Here is a 17466-nt window from a genome sequence, read left to right on the forward strand (position 1 = left end):
CCTTACCTCCAAAGTCTAAAGATTGATGACGACAAGTTTTTCGTCTGTCATTTCTTGCATGGCATAATGCGGTCCTTCTTTGCCAATTCCGCTGTCCTTCACGCCGCCATACGGCATGATGTCAGCACGGTATGTAGAAACATCATTGATGATCACACCGCCAAAATGAAGTTCCTGTGTTGCCCGCATGGCTAAAGTGATATCGGATGTAAATAAACCAACTTGTAAGCCGAACTTCGTATCATTGGCCTGACAGAAAGCCTCCTCGATGCTATCGAAAGGAATGATGCTGATCACCGGTGCGAACACTTCCTGGCAGACTACCTTCATTTCCGGTTTCACATCTATTAATATAGTAGGTTCCAGAATCGAATCCCGCCTTTTCCCTCCATATAGCACTTTGGCCCCAAGACGCCCAGCCTCCTGGATCCATTCTTCCGCACGCCTTGCTTCCTTCTCGGAAATCATAGGACCAATGTCCGTGGAAGGATCTGCAGGATTTCCGACCTTCAAGCCCTGTGCCACCTTAACTGCCTTCTCCACAAACACATCGCAAATATCTCTATGAACGTAGATGCGCTGCACAGAGATGCAGGCTTGCCCTGCATTCACATACCCCCGCGTGACACAGAGCTCAACTGCTCTGTCTAAATCAGGGACATCCTTGTGAATGATATTTGGGGAGTTATTCCCTAATTCCAAGGTAACCTTACGAATTCCCGTACTGCTCTTAATGTGTCGGCCTACGCCGGGACTCCCTGTAAAAGTGAACATCGCAATTCGTTCATCCTCCAAAAGGTATTGACCTGTTTCCTGCCCAAACCCGTTAACCACATTCAGAAAACCTGCAGGCAATCCAGCTTCAGAAAAAATTTCTGCAATCTTGCATGCAATGAGTGGCGTCATTTCAGCTGGCTTCAACACGATTGTATTTCCCGCCGCCAACGCAGGAGCTACCTTGTGGATGGTGAGATTGAACGGGAAGTTAAACGGGGTGATCGCACCGATAACCCCAACAGGAACCCTGATGGTGAAAGCCATCTTATTGTCGTTTCCAGACTGGCCCAAAGGAACGCCTGTACCGGCAATCCTTTTTGCTTCTTCCGCTGAAGCTATCATCGTTTGGATTCCTCTATCGATTTCCCCTCTGGCATCCTTCAATACTTTACCGACTTCCTGAACCAGAATCATCGCCAGTTCTTCTTTTCTCTCTTTCGCGATATCCGCTGCACGCATTAGAATCTCGTAGCGTTGATTGGAATCTAGCTTTCTCGTATTAAAGGTTTCCAATGCATTGGTCACCGCTTCAGAAACAATTTCGCGGGATGCCCTGCCAATCTGAGCAATTTCTTCTTTGTTATATTTGTTCATAACAGCGATAGTATGTTGATCGGATATCCATTGCCCATTTATGAAATGGCCATAAAATGCATTTTTTCTACTTAGCGATGTGCCCATTGAAGATTCCTCCTTTGAAAAATAACGATCACATTTTTTCACTTCACAGTTATTTCTGCTAATTCAACAAATTTCAATCAAGAAAAAGGCAAGCATAAAGCGCTTCCATTTTAAACTTAAGATTTTGACTGCCCATCAATACTCTTTAATTGTTGTCTATAGAATCCTGCTCAAAATAGTATGTAATCATTTCCGAAAATATATCACATAATATATGATTATGTAAATATTTAAAATTAAAAAGATTCTGTTTTTTTGAATAAAACCTTACTAATAAAGGATTTGTAGATTTAAATAATATCGATAGATTAATTAATTCATGTTAATTTGAATTATTTTATATATAATTTTTTACAAAACTCACAAATATAATATATAATTATCAGTAATGAGGATATTTTTTTGTAGCTATCCAGCAAACTATAGGTCTCCTTATAAGCTCTCTATTCTTGATATCAATATGGTTTCGCCTTATCTTATTGATAGGGGCAACAAGAAGAAAGCTACTTCAGTAATAATTTAAGTTGTTACATCTATATGAAATAACACTCGTTCTCATAGAAATTTTTTTAAGTTAGGGGCATCTCGATGATAAAGGAAAAAGAACGCGGGGAGACAACGGAATATGTCTATAATTTATTAAAGGAAAAGATTTTTGAATGGGATTTATCGCCGGGACAAAAAATCAATATCAGCCATTTAACCCGGGAAATCAACATTAGCGCCATACCTCTCAGAGAAGCATTATCTCGTCTGAACTCTGAGAACTTAGTCATCTTAGAACCAAATAAGGGGTATCGGGTCAGTGACATATTAGATACTGAAAATATGGCGAAAATGTTGGAGGCCCGGATATTACTGGAGACGCATGCGGTCAGGAATATTATCCGCTTAAATAATGTAAGCGTGACGGAAGAAATGGCCGCGCTTACAGATGAAATGTTTTCCACAAACACAGGTGCTTCCAACAAAAAAATACTAGATTTTACTCATTTAGATCAACAATTTCATCATGCCATCATGAACGCTGGAGGAAACCCGTTTTTATTTGAAGCATATAAAGGCATGCACTGTCATCTTCATATAGGCCGGTTTTATCATGTCAAAGGTGAGATCGACCAAAAAGACGCACCATCGGAACATATGGAAATCATTGAGGCCATCCGGACTAGGGATGTATACAGAGCCGAGATTGCGATCTCCAGCCACATACAGGATTCCATAGATCGTTTATTGGAAAGGACAAAAAGATAATACTTGGAAGCTATTGAGGATAACCTTCTTCGGATATCAGTCATCGTAATCGCTTTGATCAAATTTCCGGAATATGCAAGTGGGTGTAAACAACATTCCCATCTCAAATGCATTAAAGAAAGTGACAGAAAAACATGTGAAAGATTTATGCACCAAGAAGAAAACAAGTGTGATCAAAGGGATGAAACCAAAGGCAAAACAAGAGAAGCCTTTTGATGCTTCTCTTGTTTTGAAAGATGATGGATCGATTGGATTTGAATTTGCAAAAAATAATTGCTAAATCAAAATAACAAACTAAAATCCCTATTACAATTGATAGGGATTTTACTATGAAAGAGTATATGCCGAATGATTCGCTGAATGAATTCACTTACTGCTATAACCTTTTCTGATATTGTTCTCCAAAGAAAAGAAAAAGTATATGTGATAAATCCAAACGAAAAAAGTAAAAAATAACAAAAACCCTATAACTAATTTGCCCTTTATAGTTTTTGTAGGTCGTGGGTTTTACTTAATGAAAAAAAGAAAGCTTAGAGCACAAAAAAAACGATTTTCCCTTAACGTGGGCAAAATCGTCTTTTCTGGTGCTTAATTTGAATAAGGTAAATGTAGCTCTCAAGTTAGGGAGTTCACTTTTCTAAAATCTTCTTCTATTCGTATTTCATCCAAAAGTAAAAATTACTCCAAAAAGGGTTTGATATCTTCCCTTCTTACTCATAGTCCATTTCCATAATTGCAAATCTATTTTTCCAAATGAAAACAACCATCTTTATGGCTTAAGGACCACTTTAATACATCCATCTGTCCTTGTATCAAATACTTCATACCCATGCTTTGCTTGGTCAATTGGAAGTACATGGGTTACAACATCGCCAGGATCTACTTTTCCTTCTGATATTAGTTTATAAAGGTAGGGCATATAAGGAATAACAGGAGCCTGACCGGTTTTAATATCCACGTTTCTTTGGAAAATATCTCCTAGGGGGAATCCATTATAACGGCCGCCATAAACGCCTGTTATTTGTATGGTTCCCGCCTTACGCACGGCTTGGGACGCAATTACAATCCCTCCCATGGCTCCCCCATGTAATTTAAGACCCGATGCAAGATATTCCATCGGAGTCATTTTGCCACTCATCCCGGAACAGTCAATAACGATATCTGCACCACCTTTAGTGATTTCTTTAAGGTATTCGCCAGTGTTTTCATATTGTGCAAAATTTACGGTTTCGACTTTATTCGTCCTTTTTGCATGCTCTAAACGATAGTCGAGATGGTCGACAGCAATCACTCTTTTCGCCCCTTTAAACCAAGCGAATTTTTGAGTAAGTAGACCTACAGGACCGCAGCCTAAAACTATAACCGTATCGCCAGATTTAACACCTGCGTGATCAACACTCCAGAATGCTGTGGATGCTGCATCAGCGAGCAACACCAATTTTTCATCTTCTACCTCGCAGTCTTCTGGGATTTTGAAAGGGGTGAAGTTTCCATAAGGAACACGCATAAATTCAGCTTGCCCGCCCGCATACCCACCAGTTGTTTCTGAGTATCCAAAAAAACCACCCATTTCCCCATGAGGATTTGAATTATCGCACTGACTTGTAAGGTCGTGGTCGCAATACCAGCAGCTCCCGCAGCTAACGTTAAAGGGGATAATGACCCGGTCTCCCTTCTTTACCTTAGTTACCCCTGGTCCAACTTCCTCAACAACTCCCATCGGCTCATGACCAATGACATAATCTGTAGGCATATTGGGAATTAATTGATGAATTAAGTGCAAATCGGAGCCGCAAATCGCTGAAGTAGTGACTTTTACAATAATATCATCCGAATTTTTGATGTTAGGGTCTTTAACTTCTTTAACCTGTACATTTTTATTGCCCTGGTAAGTTACGGCTTTCATGATGCTTTTCCTCCTTTATTTATTCGGCGTTGCGAACATGCCGAGTCTGTCAGTATCATTCGGGAAAAGATTCATTCCAGCGATACTAACCGCCATATCGGCTGATTTCAAATCTAATTCCACCTGTTTACCTACATCGTTCGGATAAAGCCAACCCTTCCTGATCATTAAATCGGATAACTCACCATGTAAGTCAATAGATTGCTCCATTTGCTGGTACAATGCTTTTCTCAATGCAGGATTCGCTGTTTCAGATAATGCAATACCATAAGTATGAATCCCACTTTTGATCGAGAGTAGAAAATCTAGCGCGAAAGAGGAATCAGCCATTTCCGGCATATGTTCAGCACCTTGAGGATCTAAAAAATCCATTTCCATTTAAATTTCACCTCATTTTTCATAGTTTGTTCGGGCTTCTGTATAAAAATCCTTTAGCTCGTTTATAGCAGCTATAGATTGTTGTACGTCTTTTTCCATTAATGCTTTTAAGTCATTGTCAAAGCAAATGCCTTGCATTAATTTTGATCTCATTAAACCTATTGTTTTTAAATTCAAAATTTCATGCGTTTCCATGGTTTCATGAAATGCCAAGCTTTCATTTTCCATACGCTCACCTCCCTAATCTTTATAACAGACATACCTTTCCCAGTTCATCTGTTTGTTATACGGAATATTGACCGATAGGTAGTTTATTTCGCAAAGTACACGTTACCTTTGCAAATGATGATGTATAAAAACTTTTATATTACGAAAGATATTGAAGTAAATTCCCAAAGAAATGGAGTGAAAAATCATGACGAAAAATTTAGGACTGCATGAGACTTTAGAGGTGCACGAAATTTTAACTTTCAAGAGTCTTTGTCTAACAAAGTCCTCTACAATGAGCAGTTTAGTGCAGGATACAGAACTACAAAATATTCTATTAAAAGACTCGAGGACTGGGACACAAGATATTCAAATACTGCAGGAAATTCTGACGAATCGGGGGGAACAGCAATGACAAATTTTTTGCAAAATATGGCAGGTATGGGTGGCATGACTGATCAGGTGATTGCAACGGACTTCTTAATATCCGCAAAATCTGGAATTAGAAATCTTGCTTTTGCCATTACAGAAACAAAAACACCTGAATTGAAAGCAGCCTTAAGAGAACAGCTTCGTGTTGCTGTAGAAAGACACGGAGAGATAAGTAACTATATGATTTCAAAAGGTTACTATCATCCACATGATTTAAGTGAACAATTACAAGTTGATTTAAATACAGCAAATACAGCCCTAAACCTTCCTCAACAATAAAGTCAACTCATGGATGTGAAAACAGACAGATTACACAGAGGTACGGGCAAATGGAAAAAAAGCAATGAATTTCTCGAACTTGAGATACATTGCTTTTTTTAGGGGGATATTATAGAAAGTCCTTAGCAAAACAGGGGAATAATGGTAATGTAGATGATCCAATCTATAAGCTGTTGTGTTTTAACTAATTTTACTTCAATAGGGATTAAATCGATTTCTTCATGCCACACTCTCTGCATTTACGAATATATTTAACCGAACTTTCAAACTAAGTGTTACCGCAATTGTCATAGCGACCACTAACGAGGTCAGGATAATCTTCGTAGTCATAAATAATTATGGTGTCATATTCCTTTTTTTCCTCTAGAATTTCTTCAGATAGTAAAATCACCCTGTTCAATAGCCCTACGATGATACTCAACACTCAACACTTTAGGGACTTCATCTAGCTGAGAGTGTACAACGACTATCTTTTCCATCTTAGACCCTGGAGAAGATGAGACTTTCCCCCTATGAGTAGATGTTATAGACCATGTTTTTTCATTTTGCGGATTAAGGTCGTATGCGAAACGCCCAATACCTTGGCAGCCTTGCGAATACTCCCTTCCCGCTGAATCATGCTCTGGATTAGATTTTTCTCCACAGACTTAAATAAGTTACTTTTGGTATCCTCATTTCTTAAGAGTTTTGATAGACTGACTCCCGTATGTTGTTTTGCAATAGGCAAATCCTTCGGTTCTATTACATCGCTTTTAGTGGTTAGGACAAGTCGTTCAGTAATGTTTGACAATTCTCGGATGTTGCCTGGCCAGTGATATGCGCAAAGAATATCCATAGCATCCATCGTAAATGATTTATTCTTATTATATTCCTCATTAAAATTTTGGAGAAAATGGCCGATTAACAAGGGGATATCATCCTTTCGTTCCCTCAATGCTGGAGTCTGGATTGGGATGACATTCAATCGGTAATATAGGTCTTCCCGAAATTCCCCTCTCAGGACCATAGATTCTAAATCCCTATTTGTCGCTGCCACAATTCTTACATTGACCTGAATCACCTTCGTTCCACCGACCCGGGTAAACTGCTGGTCTTGTAGCACACTTAAAAGTTTTGCCTGAAGATATAAGGGGAACTCCCCGATTTCATCCAAAAATAAGGTTCCTTGATCAGCAAGTTCAAATAATCCTGGCTTCCCATCCTTCTTTGCACCGGTGAAGGCACCGGTATCATAGCCAAAGAACTCAGATTCCAAGAGATCCTTAGGGATGGCCCCACAGTTCACTTTGATGAAGGCTCCGGAATCTTTCCGCTTACTTGTTTCATGAATTTCCCTAGCCAAGACATCTTTTCCTACTCCAGATTCACCCAACAGAAGTACTGTTGAGTCAGTTGGACCGATATGGTGAATAAGGTCGATAATTTCCTTCATCATCCGGTTAGAGGTGATGATTCCCCTTTTGGAATGGTGCTGTCGAAGTGATAAAAGTTCCATATAATATTTTGCTGAAAGCCTCTCTATTTCTTCTACCTTTTTCTTCATAATTATCTGATCGGTTATATCATGGGTAATGGATAACACCCGAATCAAACGGTTTCCTCCATCAAAGATAGGAATTGCAGTAACCAAGACAGTCCTTCCGTTCTGATACTGTTGGAAATCGGTCACCGTTTGTTTTTCCTGAATAGCCCTCAATGTGACTGATTCTTTTTGGAAGATTCCACTTTCCACAATATCCCTTATATTCCGCCCAGCATAAGCTTCGCGAGGTAAACCACTTAATTTAAGCATGGACTGATTGACCAATAGAATTTTCCCTTCCTGATTCATCGCCAAAATTCCATCATGAAAATTCTCCACAATTGTCCGATATAATTCTAAATCAGGTATCCCCGTAAACTCCATGTGCTCCTCCTACGATCCAAATTGTATAGTTATAAACCATTTCCAGTTACGCTTATGTGTCACCTGTTAACCCTTTCTGAAACGGCTTCTCTATACAGTACAAAAGACATGTACTACAAGCAGAACAAATATGAATCTCAATATATAACCGGATCCAAAACGAACAATAATTAGAATAGTAATGTACATAGATCTTTAGCGTACCGCATTGAGGGTAACCCCAAACTCTTTCATCTTTTTGAGAACCATTGTATGAGTGACACCTATGGCCTTACCAGCTTTTCGCACTGATCCATATTTTTTCAGGGCTTGGATTAGCGCTTCCTTTTCCAGATCGACCAGGTTGCCTCCTTCTGCAGGACCGTAACAAGACAGCTTGAGGATTTGCAAGTCTACGTCAGGTTTACCTTCTTGAATCTTCAGTTTATTTTCTATCTCGTTACATCCACTTACTATATTTGGAAGATGCTTCAATTTAATGACCTTGGCACGGCAGGTAAGTACTAGTCGTTCCACTATATTGGATAACTCCCGAACATTCCCGGGAAATTTATACATTAACAATTGATCCACAACTTCTTTTGATAAGCGTTTTGAATATTGATGTTTCTCATTAAATTTCTTCAAAAAATAACCAAGTAGCGGAGTAATATCATCCTTTCTTTCCCTTAGTGGCGGAATTGTTATTGGTATGATATTCAACCTATAATAGAGATCTAGCCGAAATGTTCCTTCCTCCACCATTCTTTCCAAGTTTCGATTGGTTGCAGCAATAACCCTTACATTAATTTTGATCGTTTGTGTTCCTCCAACTCGGATAAGTTCCTGTTCCTGAAGAACCCGCAGGAATTTTACCTGCATGTCTAATGGCAACTCTCCGATTTCGTCAAGGAAAAGAGTTCCGTTATTGGCCAATTCAAAAATACCCTGCTTACCTGCCTTTTTTGCCCCTGTAAAAGCACCCTGTTCATATCCGAACAACTCTGCCTCTAATAGATTAGGAGGAATCGCTCCACAGTTTACTTTCACGAATAATCCTTTTTCAAAACGCAAGCTGTTTTCATGTAGCACTTTGCCAATGACCTCTTTCCCAACTCCAGATTCCCCCAGCAATAATATAGTAGAATCGGAAGATGCAACATGATAGACAAGATCAAGGACATCTAGCATTTCTTGGCTATAGGCTATCACTTCTCCTGAACTTTTTATATTTTGAATGCGCACCTGTTTGAGCTCGGTTTGGTAGCGCGAAGGTAAATTCTTGGATTCAGCAAGTTGCTCCTGAAGTCTAGTTAAGTCCGAGACGTCCCTGACGTTTGCCAGAACCCGGATCAATTCTCCTTTTTGGTTACAAACCGGCGTAGCTGTAACCAGAGTATATATTCCAGTATTTTTATACTTCTGAACGTTTGTATATGATCTTCCTGATTGTAGCGTCTTCATCACCACAGAATCATTCAGAAATAGGCCTTTATCCACCATATCGTTCATGTGCGCCCCGACCATTACCTCCTTGTTTAGTAAAGTGATCTGTTCAAACTCCTTATTGATATGCAGAATATAACCTGTCTCATCTGTTATCAATATTCCATCATAAGAATTGTCTATAACGAGCATCAACTGATTTAATTCATCCTGCAGGCAACGCTGAATCTCATTCCATTTGATACTGCCGTAATAAATTCCATCCTTTACAATAGGAATAATTTGGTGGGTGTTGGAACACGGTAAGCCGTAAATCGCTTCAGTCCCGTCGACTGAAACACAGTCTTTATCAATGTACTCTTCGACGATTCGGTTTGAATCAGTATTTAGTAAATCCCTTGCATGAATTATTCCTATGAAATTTTGACCCGACAAAACAGGGATCTCATTTAATTGTGAAGACTTCATGTATTCAGCCGCTTTCCAGATAGGATCTGCACTTTGAACGACAGGAACATTTTGTTCAATACGATCTAACCAGTTCATGTATATCACCTTTTTTCATTCTTTTCGAACAGATTAAGATATTTGGAATTGTTTCTTGTTAAACAGATGTGTAGAAATGAAGCTCTTATATATGAGGACGGATATGAAAATTAACCTAATAAACGCCATCGTGAATAATATAAGTAGAGTAAACAACCTCTTAAAACAATAATATTATTACTCTTCAAATAGGTATAACTGTATACCATTCGATAGTTCATTGGTCAACTAAGGATAGAAGATTTTTCTATTTGATTATTTTAAATATCCAAAGGTATAAGTCCTTGTAAGGAAGTCAAAAGGAACAAAAAAAGCTTGTAGAGAGAGTAATACCACGCTTTCTCTACAAGCTGGGAAAGAACGGATTCAGGGGTTTCTCAACACCTCAGTTGACTTACTATCCATTATTTACTTTCCTTTAAAAATAGGTTTTCTCTTTTCTACGAACGCATCTACGCCTTCTTTAAAGTCTTCTGTTGTGCGAAGGAGGCCGTAGGCTTTCCCTTCCATTTTCAATCCGACTCCCAGCGGACTTTCTTCAGAAGCGTTCAACACTTCTTTTGCAACACGCTGAGCAAGCGGAGAAAATTGAACAAGCTCCTCAACTAACGAATCCACTGTTTGTTGAAGGTCCCCTTTGGACACTACTTGTGTTAATAGACCCCATTGATATGCTTCATTTGCAGGAATTTTTCTGGCACGCATGATCATGTCCTTTGCTCTTGTTAAGCCCACAATCTTTGCAATTCTCTGTGTACCTCCACTACCAGGAATCATTCCTAGGTTCATTTCCGGAAGGGCAAGCAGGGTATCTTCCCGTGCAATCCTGAAATCACAGGCCATCGCAAGTTCTAGGCCTACACCGAACGTATATCCCTGCAGCTGAGCGATGACAGGTTTTGGAGAGCGTTCAGGAGCAGCCACGTTTTCGGCTAAATGGGAAAGCTTTTCTTGATGGGTCGCCATAAATTCCGGGATGCTTCCTCCTGCACTGAAGCATACATCTCCTGCTCCTTTGAGGATAATGACACGCACTTCATCATCTTGATTCAAACCATCAAAAATCTCTGTCAGCTGTTCTCTGCCGAGCATACTGATATAATTCATTTTCTCTGGACGATCAAACACGATTGTGGCCGTTTGTTTTTCTGCATTTTTCTCTACCCGAATATGGTCATACGTTTGTTCTGTTATAGTCATATGTTATTTCCCCTTTTCTATTTAAGATGAGATCGCTGTTTTTTTATTTACAATCGTTTTCTCGATGGCATTAATGATACCGTCATATCCCGTGCAGCGGCATAAGTGGCCAGAAAGCATTTCTTTGATTTCCTTGGTAGAGGGATCTGGCTTTTTTTCAAGATAATCTGTTGTAGACATTAAGATACCAGGTGTACAAAATCCACATTGAAGACCGTGGCATTCGACAAAGTTTTTCTGTAGATCTGTCAACTCACCATTATTTGCTAACCCTTCAACGGTTTTAATTTCGTCTCCATCTATTTGTACAGCAAACATGAGACAACTTCTCACAGCTGTGCCATTTACGTGTACGGTACAAGCACCACAAACACCGTGTTCACATCCAACATGTGTTCCAGTCAGTCCGCATACATCTCGGATAAAATCACTTAATAGCATTCGTGATTCCACTTCTTCTTGATAGACTTTGCCATTAATAGTTACTTCCACTTGATGACGTCCCATTTCTCTACCTCCTTGCCCTTTCAAAGGCTTGTGTTAACGTACGCTTCGTTAAAACTTTAGCAAGATGTGTTCGATACTCTGCTGAAGCATGAAGATCTGATTCGGGCTCAACTGCTAATTCTACACTTTCAACTATTTTTCCTAGCAAAGAATCGGACAGTGTTTCCCCTATCATGAAGTCTTCTGCATCCTCTATTAACAAAGGAATGGCCTCAACTCCGCCAAGGGCTAATCTTATGGATGAAATCTTGTCATGATCATCAACTGTCATATAGCAAGAAGCAGCAACTAACGCGAAGTCCCCATGCCTCCTGGCAATTTCCTGAAACGAATATCCTCGTCTACCTCCAATGATTGGAATATTAATCTCCGTTAAGATTTCTGTAGGCATAATATCTGTCGTCAAATAAGTAACAAAGAAATCTTCTGCACTAACGTTTCGAACCTCATCCTTTGATGCAATTTGCACTGAACCGTTCAGTGTTAGCAAGGCAAGCGGGAGCTCGGCACTTGGATCGGCATGAACAATGCTTCCGCCTATAGTTCCCCTATTCCTTGTTTGCACATGTCCAATTTGGGTAATTGCGTCGGTTAATAGACCGCAAGTATTGGCTACCATTTCAGATTCTTCTACTTTACTTTGTCTTGTTAAAGTGCCTATTTGAAGTAGATTTTGATTTTCATCATTTTTAATATAATCTAGTTCTGTTAAGCCATTAATATCAATTAAGCACTTGGGTGAGGCAAGTCGCATATTCATAATGGGAACTAAGCTTTGCCCACCGGCAATGATCTTTCCATCTTCACCGGCTTCTTCTAAAAGATTCAATGCTTCATTTAGTGTGGTAGGTTTATAGTAATCAAACTTTGGTGGTTTCATAATTCCCCTCCCCTTCGGTAATCCTATTTTTATGAGATTCAGAATATTTGTTTAAGGAGCTGTCACTTTTTCCTTTGCCTCACTGAGTAACTTCCAAATGCGATTAGGACTTAATGGTAGCTCATCGATCATAATATCTAAATGGGCTAAGGCATCACTTACGGCATTGGCAATCGCCACCGGTGCACTCATGGTATTCCCTTCACCCAGGCCTTTGGCTCCTAAAGGAGTAAGAGGGGACGGAGACTCCGTATGTTTAATCGTTACATTAGGGATTTCTGGAGCAGTTGGGCATAAATAATCCATAAATGACCCCGTTAAGAACTGTCCATTCTTGTCATAAGCTAATTCCTCGTATAAAGCGCCACCAACACCATGAGCCAGACCACCCATGATTTGTCCATCAGCAATCAACGGATTTAAAAGCTTTCCAGCATCATGAACGGTGAAATAATCTATTATTTTCACTTCTGCTGTATCCGGATCAATTTCCACGGTCACCATATCCGCAACAAATCCGTATGTGACAGAGGAATTGATCAGGTCGTTATCATCCGGTGGTTCTGCAGCCTGTGGTGTATAATAATGAGTTTCATAGATTCCTGGTTCCATTCCTTCAGGTAATGCAAGCGGATTCCAATGTGCTAGACCTGCAAGGCGCTTGATAGGAAACTTTTTAGCAGGATTATCCCTTACGTAAATGAAACCCTCTCCCAGCTCGAGTTCAGTGACCTCTACACCAAGTTGAGAGGCAGTAATGTTAAAAAGTTTTTTCCTTACCTTTTGGGCTGCATAATAAATAGCGCTTGAACCTAACGAGGCAAACCGACTTGAATAGCTTCCTGAAGCGATGGACCAAGGACTAGTCGCTGTATCAAGTTCAGCGATTATATTTATTTGTTCCCTTGGTATCCCTAAAACTTCAGATACAATTTGGGCTGCCACGGTTTCGTGTCCTTGACCTGTTGGTGCAGTGCTAATTCTCACGTTTACACTTCCTAAGGGATCCATTGAAACAGTAGCCGCTTCTGATGCACCTGACTTCGGTAAGGATTTCGCTCTTTCTTCTGGTGTTAAGGCAACCGTGATATATCCCATATTTGATCCGGATGGTTCGACGATACATGCAAGGCCGACGCCTAAAATTTTTCCGCTTTTACGCGCTTCTGCTTGTTTTTTTCTAAAGTTCTCATATTTCCCCGTTAAAAGGGCGAGTTCAAATGAATTCTCATAATCCCCACTGTCGTAAATTCCACCTGATGCTGTTGTGAATGGAAATTGTTGTTTTTTAATCAGGTTTTTTCTAATCACTTCAGAGTGGTCCAAAGAAAGTTCTTTTGCAATAAGCTGCATAATTCTTTCGAGGGCAAAGTACTGCTCCTGTCCCCCGTAACCACGGATTAACCCGGTAGGTGACTTGTTTGTCATGACTGCAAACGCTTCAATATTTAAATTTGGTATATCGTATGCCCCGGTTGAGTTGGCATGGTTACGGTATAAGCAGGCTGGTTCTGGTGCGCGAATATAAGCACCAACATTATCCATCAATTTCATTCTTAAACCGGTGACCTTGCCATCATTTTTGACGGCGGCTTCAATGTAGGTCACGCGATCTGTTCCGCTCGCACTTGATGAAAGATGTTCCTGTCGATCTTCTATCCATTTAACTGGACAGCCGAGAAGTTTACTTGTGATGGAACAAAGAACGATATATGGGAAAAGCCCTGCCTTTATTCCATAACTTCCCCCAATATCCTTTGGAATGATCAGTCTTAATTTATTGCTGGGGACTTGTAAGGATTGAGCCATGATTGCCTGAATAATAAAGGGTCCATGAAAATTAGCATGAACATTATACTGATTATGAGCAGAATCATAGTTTGCAACCACACCATATGTTTCAACAGGGGTAGCCGTATATTTCGGAAACTTATATTTATGCTTGACGATATGATCTGCTTCTTTAAAGGCTTTGTCTACATCTCCATAATGGAATTGACGATGATTGGCGATATTCGACCCAACATTTTCATGTAAGATCGGTGCATCCTCTTGTACCGTTTTCTCAATATCTACAATGGCTGGTAACTGTTTATAAGAAACTTTAATCTTTTCCATTGCGTCTTCGGCAGTATAACGATCCTTGGCAACTACAATGGCAACAGGTTCTCCAACATACCTCACCTTTTCGATGGCAAGAGGAAAATACTTAACTGGTGCCGTAACCCCAACACTAAATGGTTTTACATGGTCTTTTATGTCTTGACCGGTTACTACTCCCTTTACTCCCTGCATTTTTACCGCTTCGGTTGCGTCTATGGAAATTATATAAGCATGAGGATGTGGACTACGTAAAATTGCCGCATAGCCTGTATTTGTTGTGTTACCAAGATCATCAATATAAGTTCCTTGACCGGTTAGTAGCCGTTTGTCCTCCACCCTCGTAGCAGACTTACCTATTACCTTTGTCATGTACAACCCCCCTCTTTTTAATCAATCTTTGATAATCGTCTATTGTGTCAACATCCGGAATAATGTGCTGATTCATTGGTGCATATACAACTTCCCTGCTAAACTTTTGAATGACGGACTTTCCACCACTATCTCCTTCTACCTGTAAAAGATGATGAAACATATCTCGTTTGAATAAAACAGGATGCCCCTTCTCGTTGTTAAAAAAAACCGACTGAACGATGGATGGCCTATTCTTTACTTGGTAGGTTTCAACAATTCTGTTTATTGAGCCTTCATCCATTTCAGGCTGATCGCCTAAAAGAATAACCATGGCCTCTACTTGTTGGGGTAAAGCTTCCAGTCCGACTTTAATCGAAGTAGACATACCTAAATGTGAATCATGATTCTCTACCACATGTTTTATACCAGGAACAGATACCGCCTCTACCAACCCATTCACTTTTGGATTTATCACAACAACCACCCCATCAAGTACTGAGTGTAAACACGTTTCGATCACATGAAGAACTAGTGTTTTTTGTTGATAGGGCAAAAGCATTTTTGGAGTACCCATTCTGGTTGATAAGCCCGAAGCTAAAATGATCCCCCAGACTTCATGATTCTTATCATTGATAAGCAATCACTCTCCTATGATCTCTAGAGGTGTACAAAAGTTCCTTACCCTTCGTTTGTTTTAAATGAATCGAATTACCACCACGATGAACATTAACCAATTCTGCAGCAATACTGATAGCAATTTCCTCAGGAGTTTTTGCACCAATATCAAGGCCTATAGGACTATAAATACGGTTTAACTGTATTTCATCAATAGTGAAACCGTCCATTATCGGTTGGAGCAACTGGTTTGTTCTGGTTGTTGGTCCTAACACTCCGATATAGGGTACCGATGAATGTAACAACGATTTTAGAACCAATTGGTCTTGAGTAAAATTGTGGCTCATCACAATAGCATAACTATGTTCACTTAATGGAACGGAAGCGGGGTGGTCCCGTTCATAGCATATTAATTCATCGGCTAAGGGAAAATTTCTTTTATTTACAAAGCCCGGTCGGTGATCTAATACATTTACAGTCCAGCCTAAATTTTTAACCGTCTTCACCAATGGACCAGCGTCTGGTCCTGCACCAAATATGTATAGGGTAGGAACCGGCGTAATATGGTCATAGAAGACTTCACTGTTATCTTTCATCTTGAGATCCACTGGTTTCCCAATTTGTAAATTGGAGTGAACCCATCTCTCACCGATCTTAGATTCTTCTTCATCACGAGTTATGGTTGCTATGATAATGGGCTGACTTGTTGTAAAAGCCTCTCTCATTAACTTGCTTCTTTCATGGTGACCAACAGGATCAAATAGCTCTATAAAAATCTCAATGGCTCCATTACACCCTACACCCAAGCCCCAAATTTGGTCTTCTTCGCCCCTGAAATCGTAATGGATTATTTTGGGTTTTCCTGTCTGTAAAACTTCTTTTCCGTGCTCAAGGACATCACCTTCCACACATCCTCCACTTAACAAGCCTATTAACTCTCCATCTTCAGCAAAAAAACATTTTGCCCCTTCTTTCTGGTAGGTTGAACCTTCGACACGTATGACAGTGGCCAGAATTCCTCTTTTCTTTTCTCTGACACACCTGTCCATCTCATTTATTATGGTAATCATAACCACCCCTCCCAAAGTGAAAAAATATTTTTTTCAATTGATATCTTTTTTTCTTTCCCAGAAAAAATGCTCTCGATACTGAGTTGGAGTTTTTCCTTCTATTTTCTTGAATGTTGTTGCAAAGTAACTGGAATTTGCAAAACCGGTGTTATTAGCAATAACATCAATTGGTAGTGAAATCATTCTTAACATATTTTTTGCCTTCTGAACACGAATCCAAGATAAGTATTCTACAAATGTCATCCCTATTTCTTCCTTAAAGGATTTACTAAAGTAGGATGGGCTTAAATAAACCCTATCAGCAATATTTTTAAGAGTAAGACATTCATTGTAATGTAACTGAATGTATTGTACGGCACTTTGAATCGGTTTTCTTAAATCTAATTCGAATTCACCTTCATTTTTAACCGTCTGACTTATTTCCATTTTAATTATTGGTTTTAAAACACGATCGAATATGTTTAATAGCTGGTTTTTAGTAAGCGGTTTCAATAAATAAGCTGAAAAACCCGCATTAATGGCTGATTGGACGATTTCAAACATTTTTAACCCTGTAATTGCAATGATGGGTAAGTCTGGATAGATAAGTAGTACGTTTTTCCCAAAATCTATGCCATCCATGTTCGGAAGTGAAACATCCATTATAAGCGCACTTGGACGGGATTGTTTAAGCATCATCATAGCCCGTTGTGCGTTATTAGCTTCATAAATACGAAGAAAGTTATAGTCGCTATTTTCAACAATATGACGAATATTGCTTATACAGCTTTGGTCTGTATCAACAATTAGCAGCTCTGCCATAGGACACCTCTTTACTTCTATGTAAATTTATTATAAAAATATTCAGAAATAATTAGTTTTAATTTTTTAAGATGAGAGTTATAAAAATTTAACCACTTTCACTAGAGTTAGAAAATACATCTTTTCAACACTCTCAGCGGAGAGATTT

At 39.5% G+C, this 17466-nt stretch carries 18 protein-coding genes; 4 read left to right on the forward strand and 14 right to left on the reverse strand.

What is annotated here, in order from left to right; genetic code table 11:
* Positions 1 to 15 precede the first annotated feature (15 nt).
* Positions 16 to 1458 (reverse strand): aldehyde dehydrogenase family protein, encoded by a 1443-nt coding sequence (locus ACIROD_RS02040; protein WP_402937448.1) that lies wholly within the window; start codon positions 1456 to 1458, stop codon positions 16 to 18.
* Between the two features lie 588 nt (positions 1459 to 2046).
* Between ACIROD_RS02040 and ACIROD_RS02045 the strand changes: the two genes are divergently transcribed.
* Complete coding sequence (locus tag ACIROD_RS02045) at positions 2047 to 2712, forward strand: GntR family transcriptional regulator (RefSeq protein ID WP_057215460.1); 666 nt, start codon at positions 2047 to 2049, stop codon at positions 2710 to 2712.
* A gap of 79 nt (positions 2713 to 2791) precedes the next feature.
* The gene (locus ACIROD_RS02050; protein WP_402937451.1) at positions 2792 to 2992 is read left to right on the forward strand and encodes a topoisomerase C-terminal repeat-containing protein; all 201 of its coding nucleotides are present in this window, start codon (positions 2792 to 2794) and stop codon (positions 2990 to 2992) included.
* 489 nt (positions 2993 to 3481) lie between these two features.
* Here ACIROD_RS02050 and ACIROD_RS02055 read toward each other — a convergent pair whose 3' ends face one another.
* The 3 genes from ACIROD_RS02055 to ACIROD_RS02065 are packed head-to-tail and all read right to left on the reverse strand — an operon-like array spanning position 3482 to position 5224.
* A complete protein-coding gene (locus tag ACIROD_RS02055) occupies positions 3482 to 4618 on the reverse strand; it encodes a zinc-dependent alcohol dehydrogenase (protein ID WP_402937454.1) in 1137 nt (378 codons plus the stop codon).
* 15 nt (positions 4619 to 4633) lie between these two features.
* Complete coding sequence (locus ACIROD_RS02060) at positions 4634 to 4996, reverse strand: spore coat protein (protein WP_048682441.1); 363 nt, start codon at positions 4994 to 4996, stop codon at positions 4634 to 4636.
* 12 nt (positions 4997 to 5008) lie between these two features.
* Positions 5009 to 5224 carry a spore coat protein gene (locus tag ACIROD_RS02065; RefSeq protein ID WP_402937458.1) on the reverse strand — a complete coding sequence of 72 codons (216 nt, stop codon included), beginning with the start codon at positions 5222 to 5224 and terminating at the stop codon, positions 5009 to 5011.
* Positions 5225 to 5411: 187 nt separating this feature from the next.
* Here ACIROD_RS02065 and ACIROD_RS02070 point away from each other — a divergent pair, with 187 nt between their 5' ends.
* Both ACIROD_RS02070 and ACIROD_RS02075 read left to right on the forward strand, forming a co-directional pair.
* Positions 5412 to 5618 (forward strand): hypothetical protein, encoded by a 207-nt coding sequence (locus tag ACIROD_RS02070; protein WP_402937461.1) that lies wholly within the window; start codon positions 5412 to 5414, stop codon positions 5616 to 5618.
* The gene (locus tag ACIROD_RS02075) at positions 5615 to 5914 is read left to right on the forward strand and encodes a spore coat protein (RefSeq protein ID WP_048682429.1); all 300 of its coding nucleotides are present in this window, start codon (positions 5615 to 5617) and stop codon (positions 5912 to 5914) included. The genes ACIROD_RS02070 and ACIROD_RS02075 overlap by 4 nt, the downstream gene beginning before the upstream one ends.
* Positions 5915 to 6182: 268 nt before the next feature.
* Here the strand turns inward: ACIROD_RS02075 and ACIROD_RS26195 are convergent, their stop codons facing one another.
* The 10 genes from ACIROD_RS26195 to ACIROD_RS02120 all read right to left on the reverse strand — a co-directional run bounded on the left by ACIROD_RS26195 (position 6183) and on the right by ACIROD_RS02120 (position 17318).
* Complete coding sequence (locus tag ACIROD_RS26195; protein ID WP_483878371.1) at positions 6183 to 6338, reverse strand: DUF8096 family protein; 156 nt, start codon at positions 6336 to 6338, stop codon at positions 6183 to 6185.
* A 99-nt stretch (positions 6339 to 6437) separates the two neighbouring features.
* Positions 6438 to 7820, reverse strand: a complete 1383-nt coding sequence (locus ACIROD_RS02080; protein WP_402937465.1) for a sigma-54 interaction domain-containing protein — start codon at positions 7818 to 7820, stop codon at positions 6438 to 6440.
* A 195-nt stretch (positions 7821 to 8015) separates the two neighbouring features.
* Positions 8016 to 9791 carry a sigma 54-interacting transcriptional regulator gene (locus ACIROD_RS02085; protein ID WP_402937468.1) on the reverse strand — a complete coding sequence of 592 codons (1776 nt, stop codon included), beginning with the start codon at positions 9789 to 9791 and terminating at the stop codon, positions 8016 to 8018.
* Positions 9792 to 10199: 408 nt separating this feature from the next.
* The gene (locus ACIROD_RS02090) at positions 10200 to 10991 is read right to left on the reverse strand and encodes an enoyl-CoA hydratase/isomerase family protein (protein WP_101225175.1); all 792 of its coding nucleotides are present in this window, start codon (positions 10989 to 10991) and stop codon (positions 10200 to 10202) included.
* 21 nt (positions 10992 to 11012) lie between these two features.
* Positions 11013 to 11498 carry a (2Fe-2S)-binding protein gene (locus tag ACIROD_RS02095; protein WP_101225176.1) on the reverse strand — a complete coding sequence of 162 codons (486 nt, stop codon included), beginning with the start codon at positions 11496 to 11498 and terminating at the stop codon, positions 11013 to 11015.
* A gap of 4 nt (positions 11499 to 11502) precedes the next feature.
* On the reverse strand, positions 11503 to 12378 hold the full coding sequence (locus tag ACIROD_RS02100) for an FAD binding domain-containing protein (RefSeq protein ID WP_101225177.1): 876 nt from the start codon (positions 12376 to 12378) through the stop codon (positions 11503 to 11505).
* Between the two features lie 51 nt (positions 12379 to 12429).
* Positions 12430 to 14850: a xanthine dehydrogenase family protein molybdopterin-binding subunit gene (locus tag ACIROD_RS02105; RefSeq protein WP_402937474.1), complete on the reverse strand. Its 2421-nt coding sequence runs from the start codon at positions 14848 to 14850 to the stop codon at positions 12430 to 12432.
* Positions 14831 to 15472, reverse strand: a complete 642-nt coding sequence (locus ACIROD_RS02110; protein ID WP_260357853.1) for a nucleotidyltransferase family protein — start codon at positions 15470 to 15472, stop codon at positions 14831 to 14833. The genes ACIROD_RS02105 and ACIROD_RS02110 overlap by 20 nt, the downstream gene beginning before the upstream one ends.
* Positions 15459 to 16517, reverse strand: a complete 1059-nt coding sequence (locus ACIROD_RS02115) for an XdhC family protein (RefSeq protein ID WP_402937478.1) — start codon at positions 16515 to 16517, stop codon at positions 15459 to 15461. The genes ACIROD_RS02110 and ACIROD_RS02115 overlap by 14 nt, the downstream gene beginning before the upstream one ends.
* A 33-nt stretch (positions 16518 to 16550) precedes the next feature.
* Positions 16551 to 17318 (reverse strand): response regulator transcription factor, encoded by a 768-nt coding sequence (locus ACIROD_RS02120; RefSeq protein WP_095395893.1) that lies wholly within the window; start codon positions 17316 to 17318, stop codon positions 16551 to 16553.
* Positions 17319 to 17466: the final 148 nt, after the last annotated feature.

The sequence above is a fragment of the Peribacillus sp. NPDC101481 genome (assembly GCF_044767165.1).
Taxonomy (GTDB): Bacteria; Bacillota; Bacilli; order Bacillales; family DSM-1321; genus Peribacillus.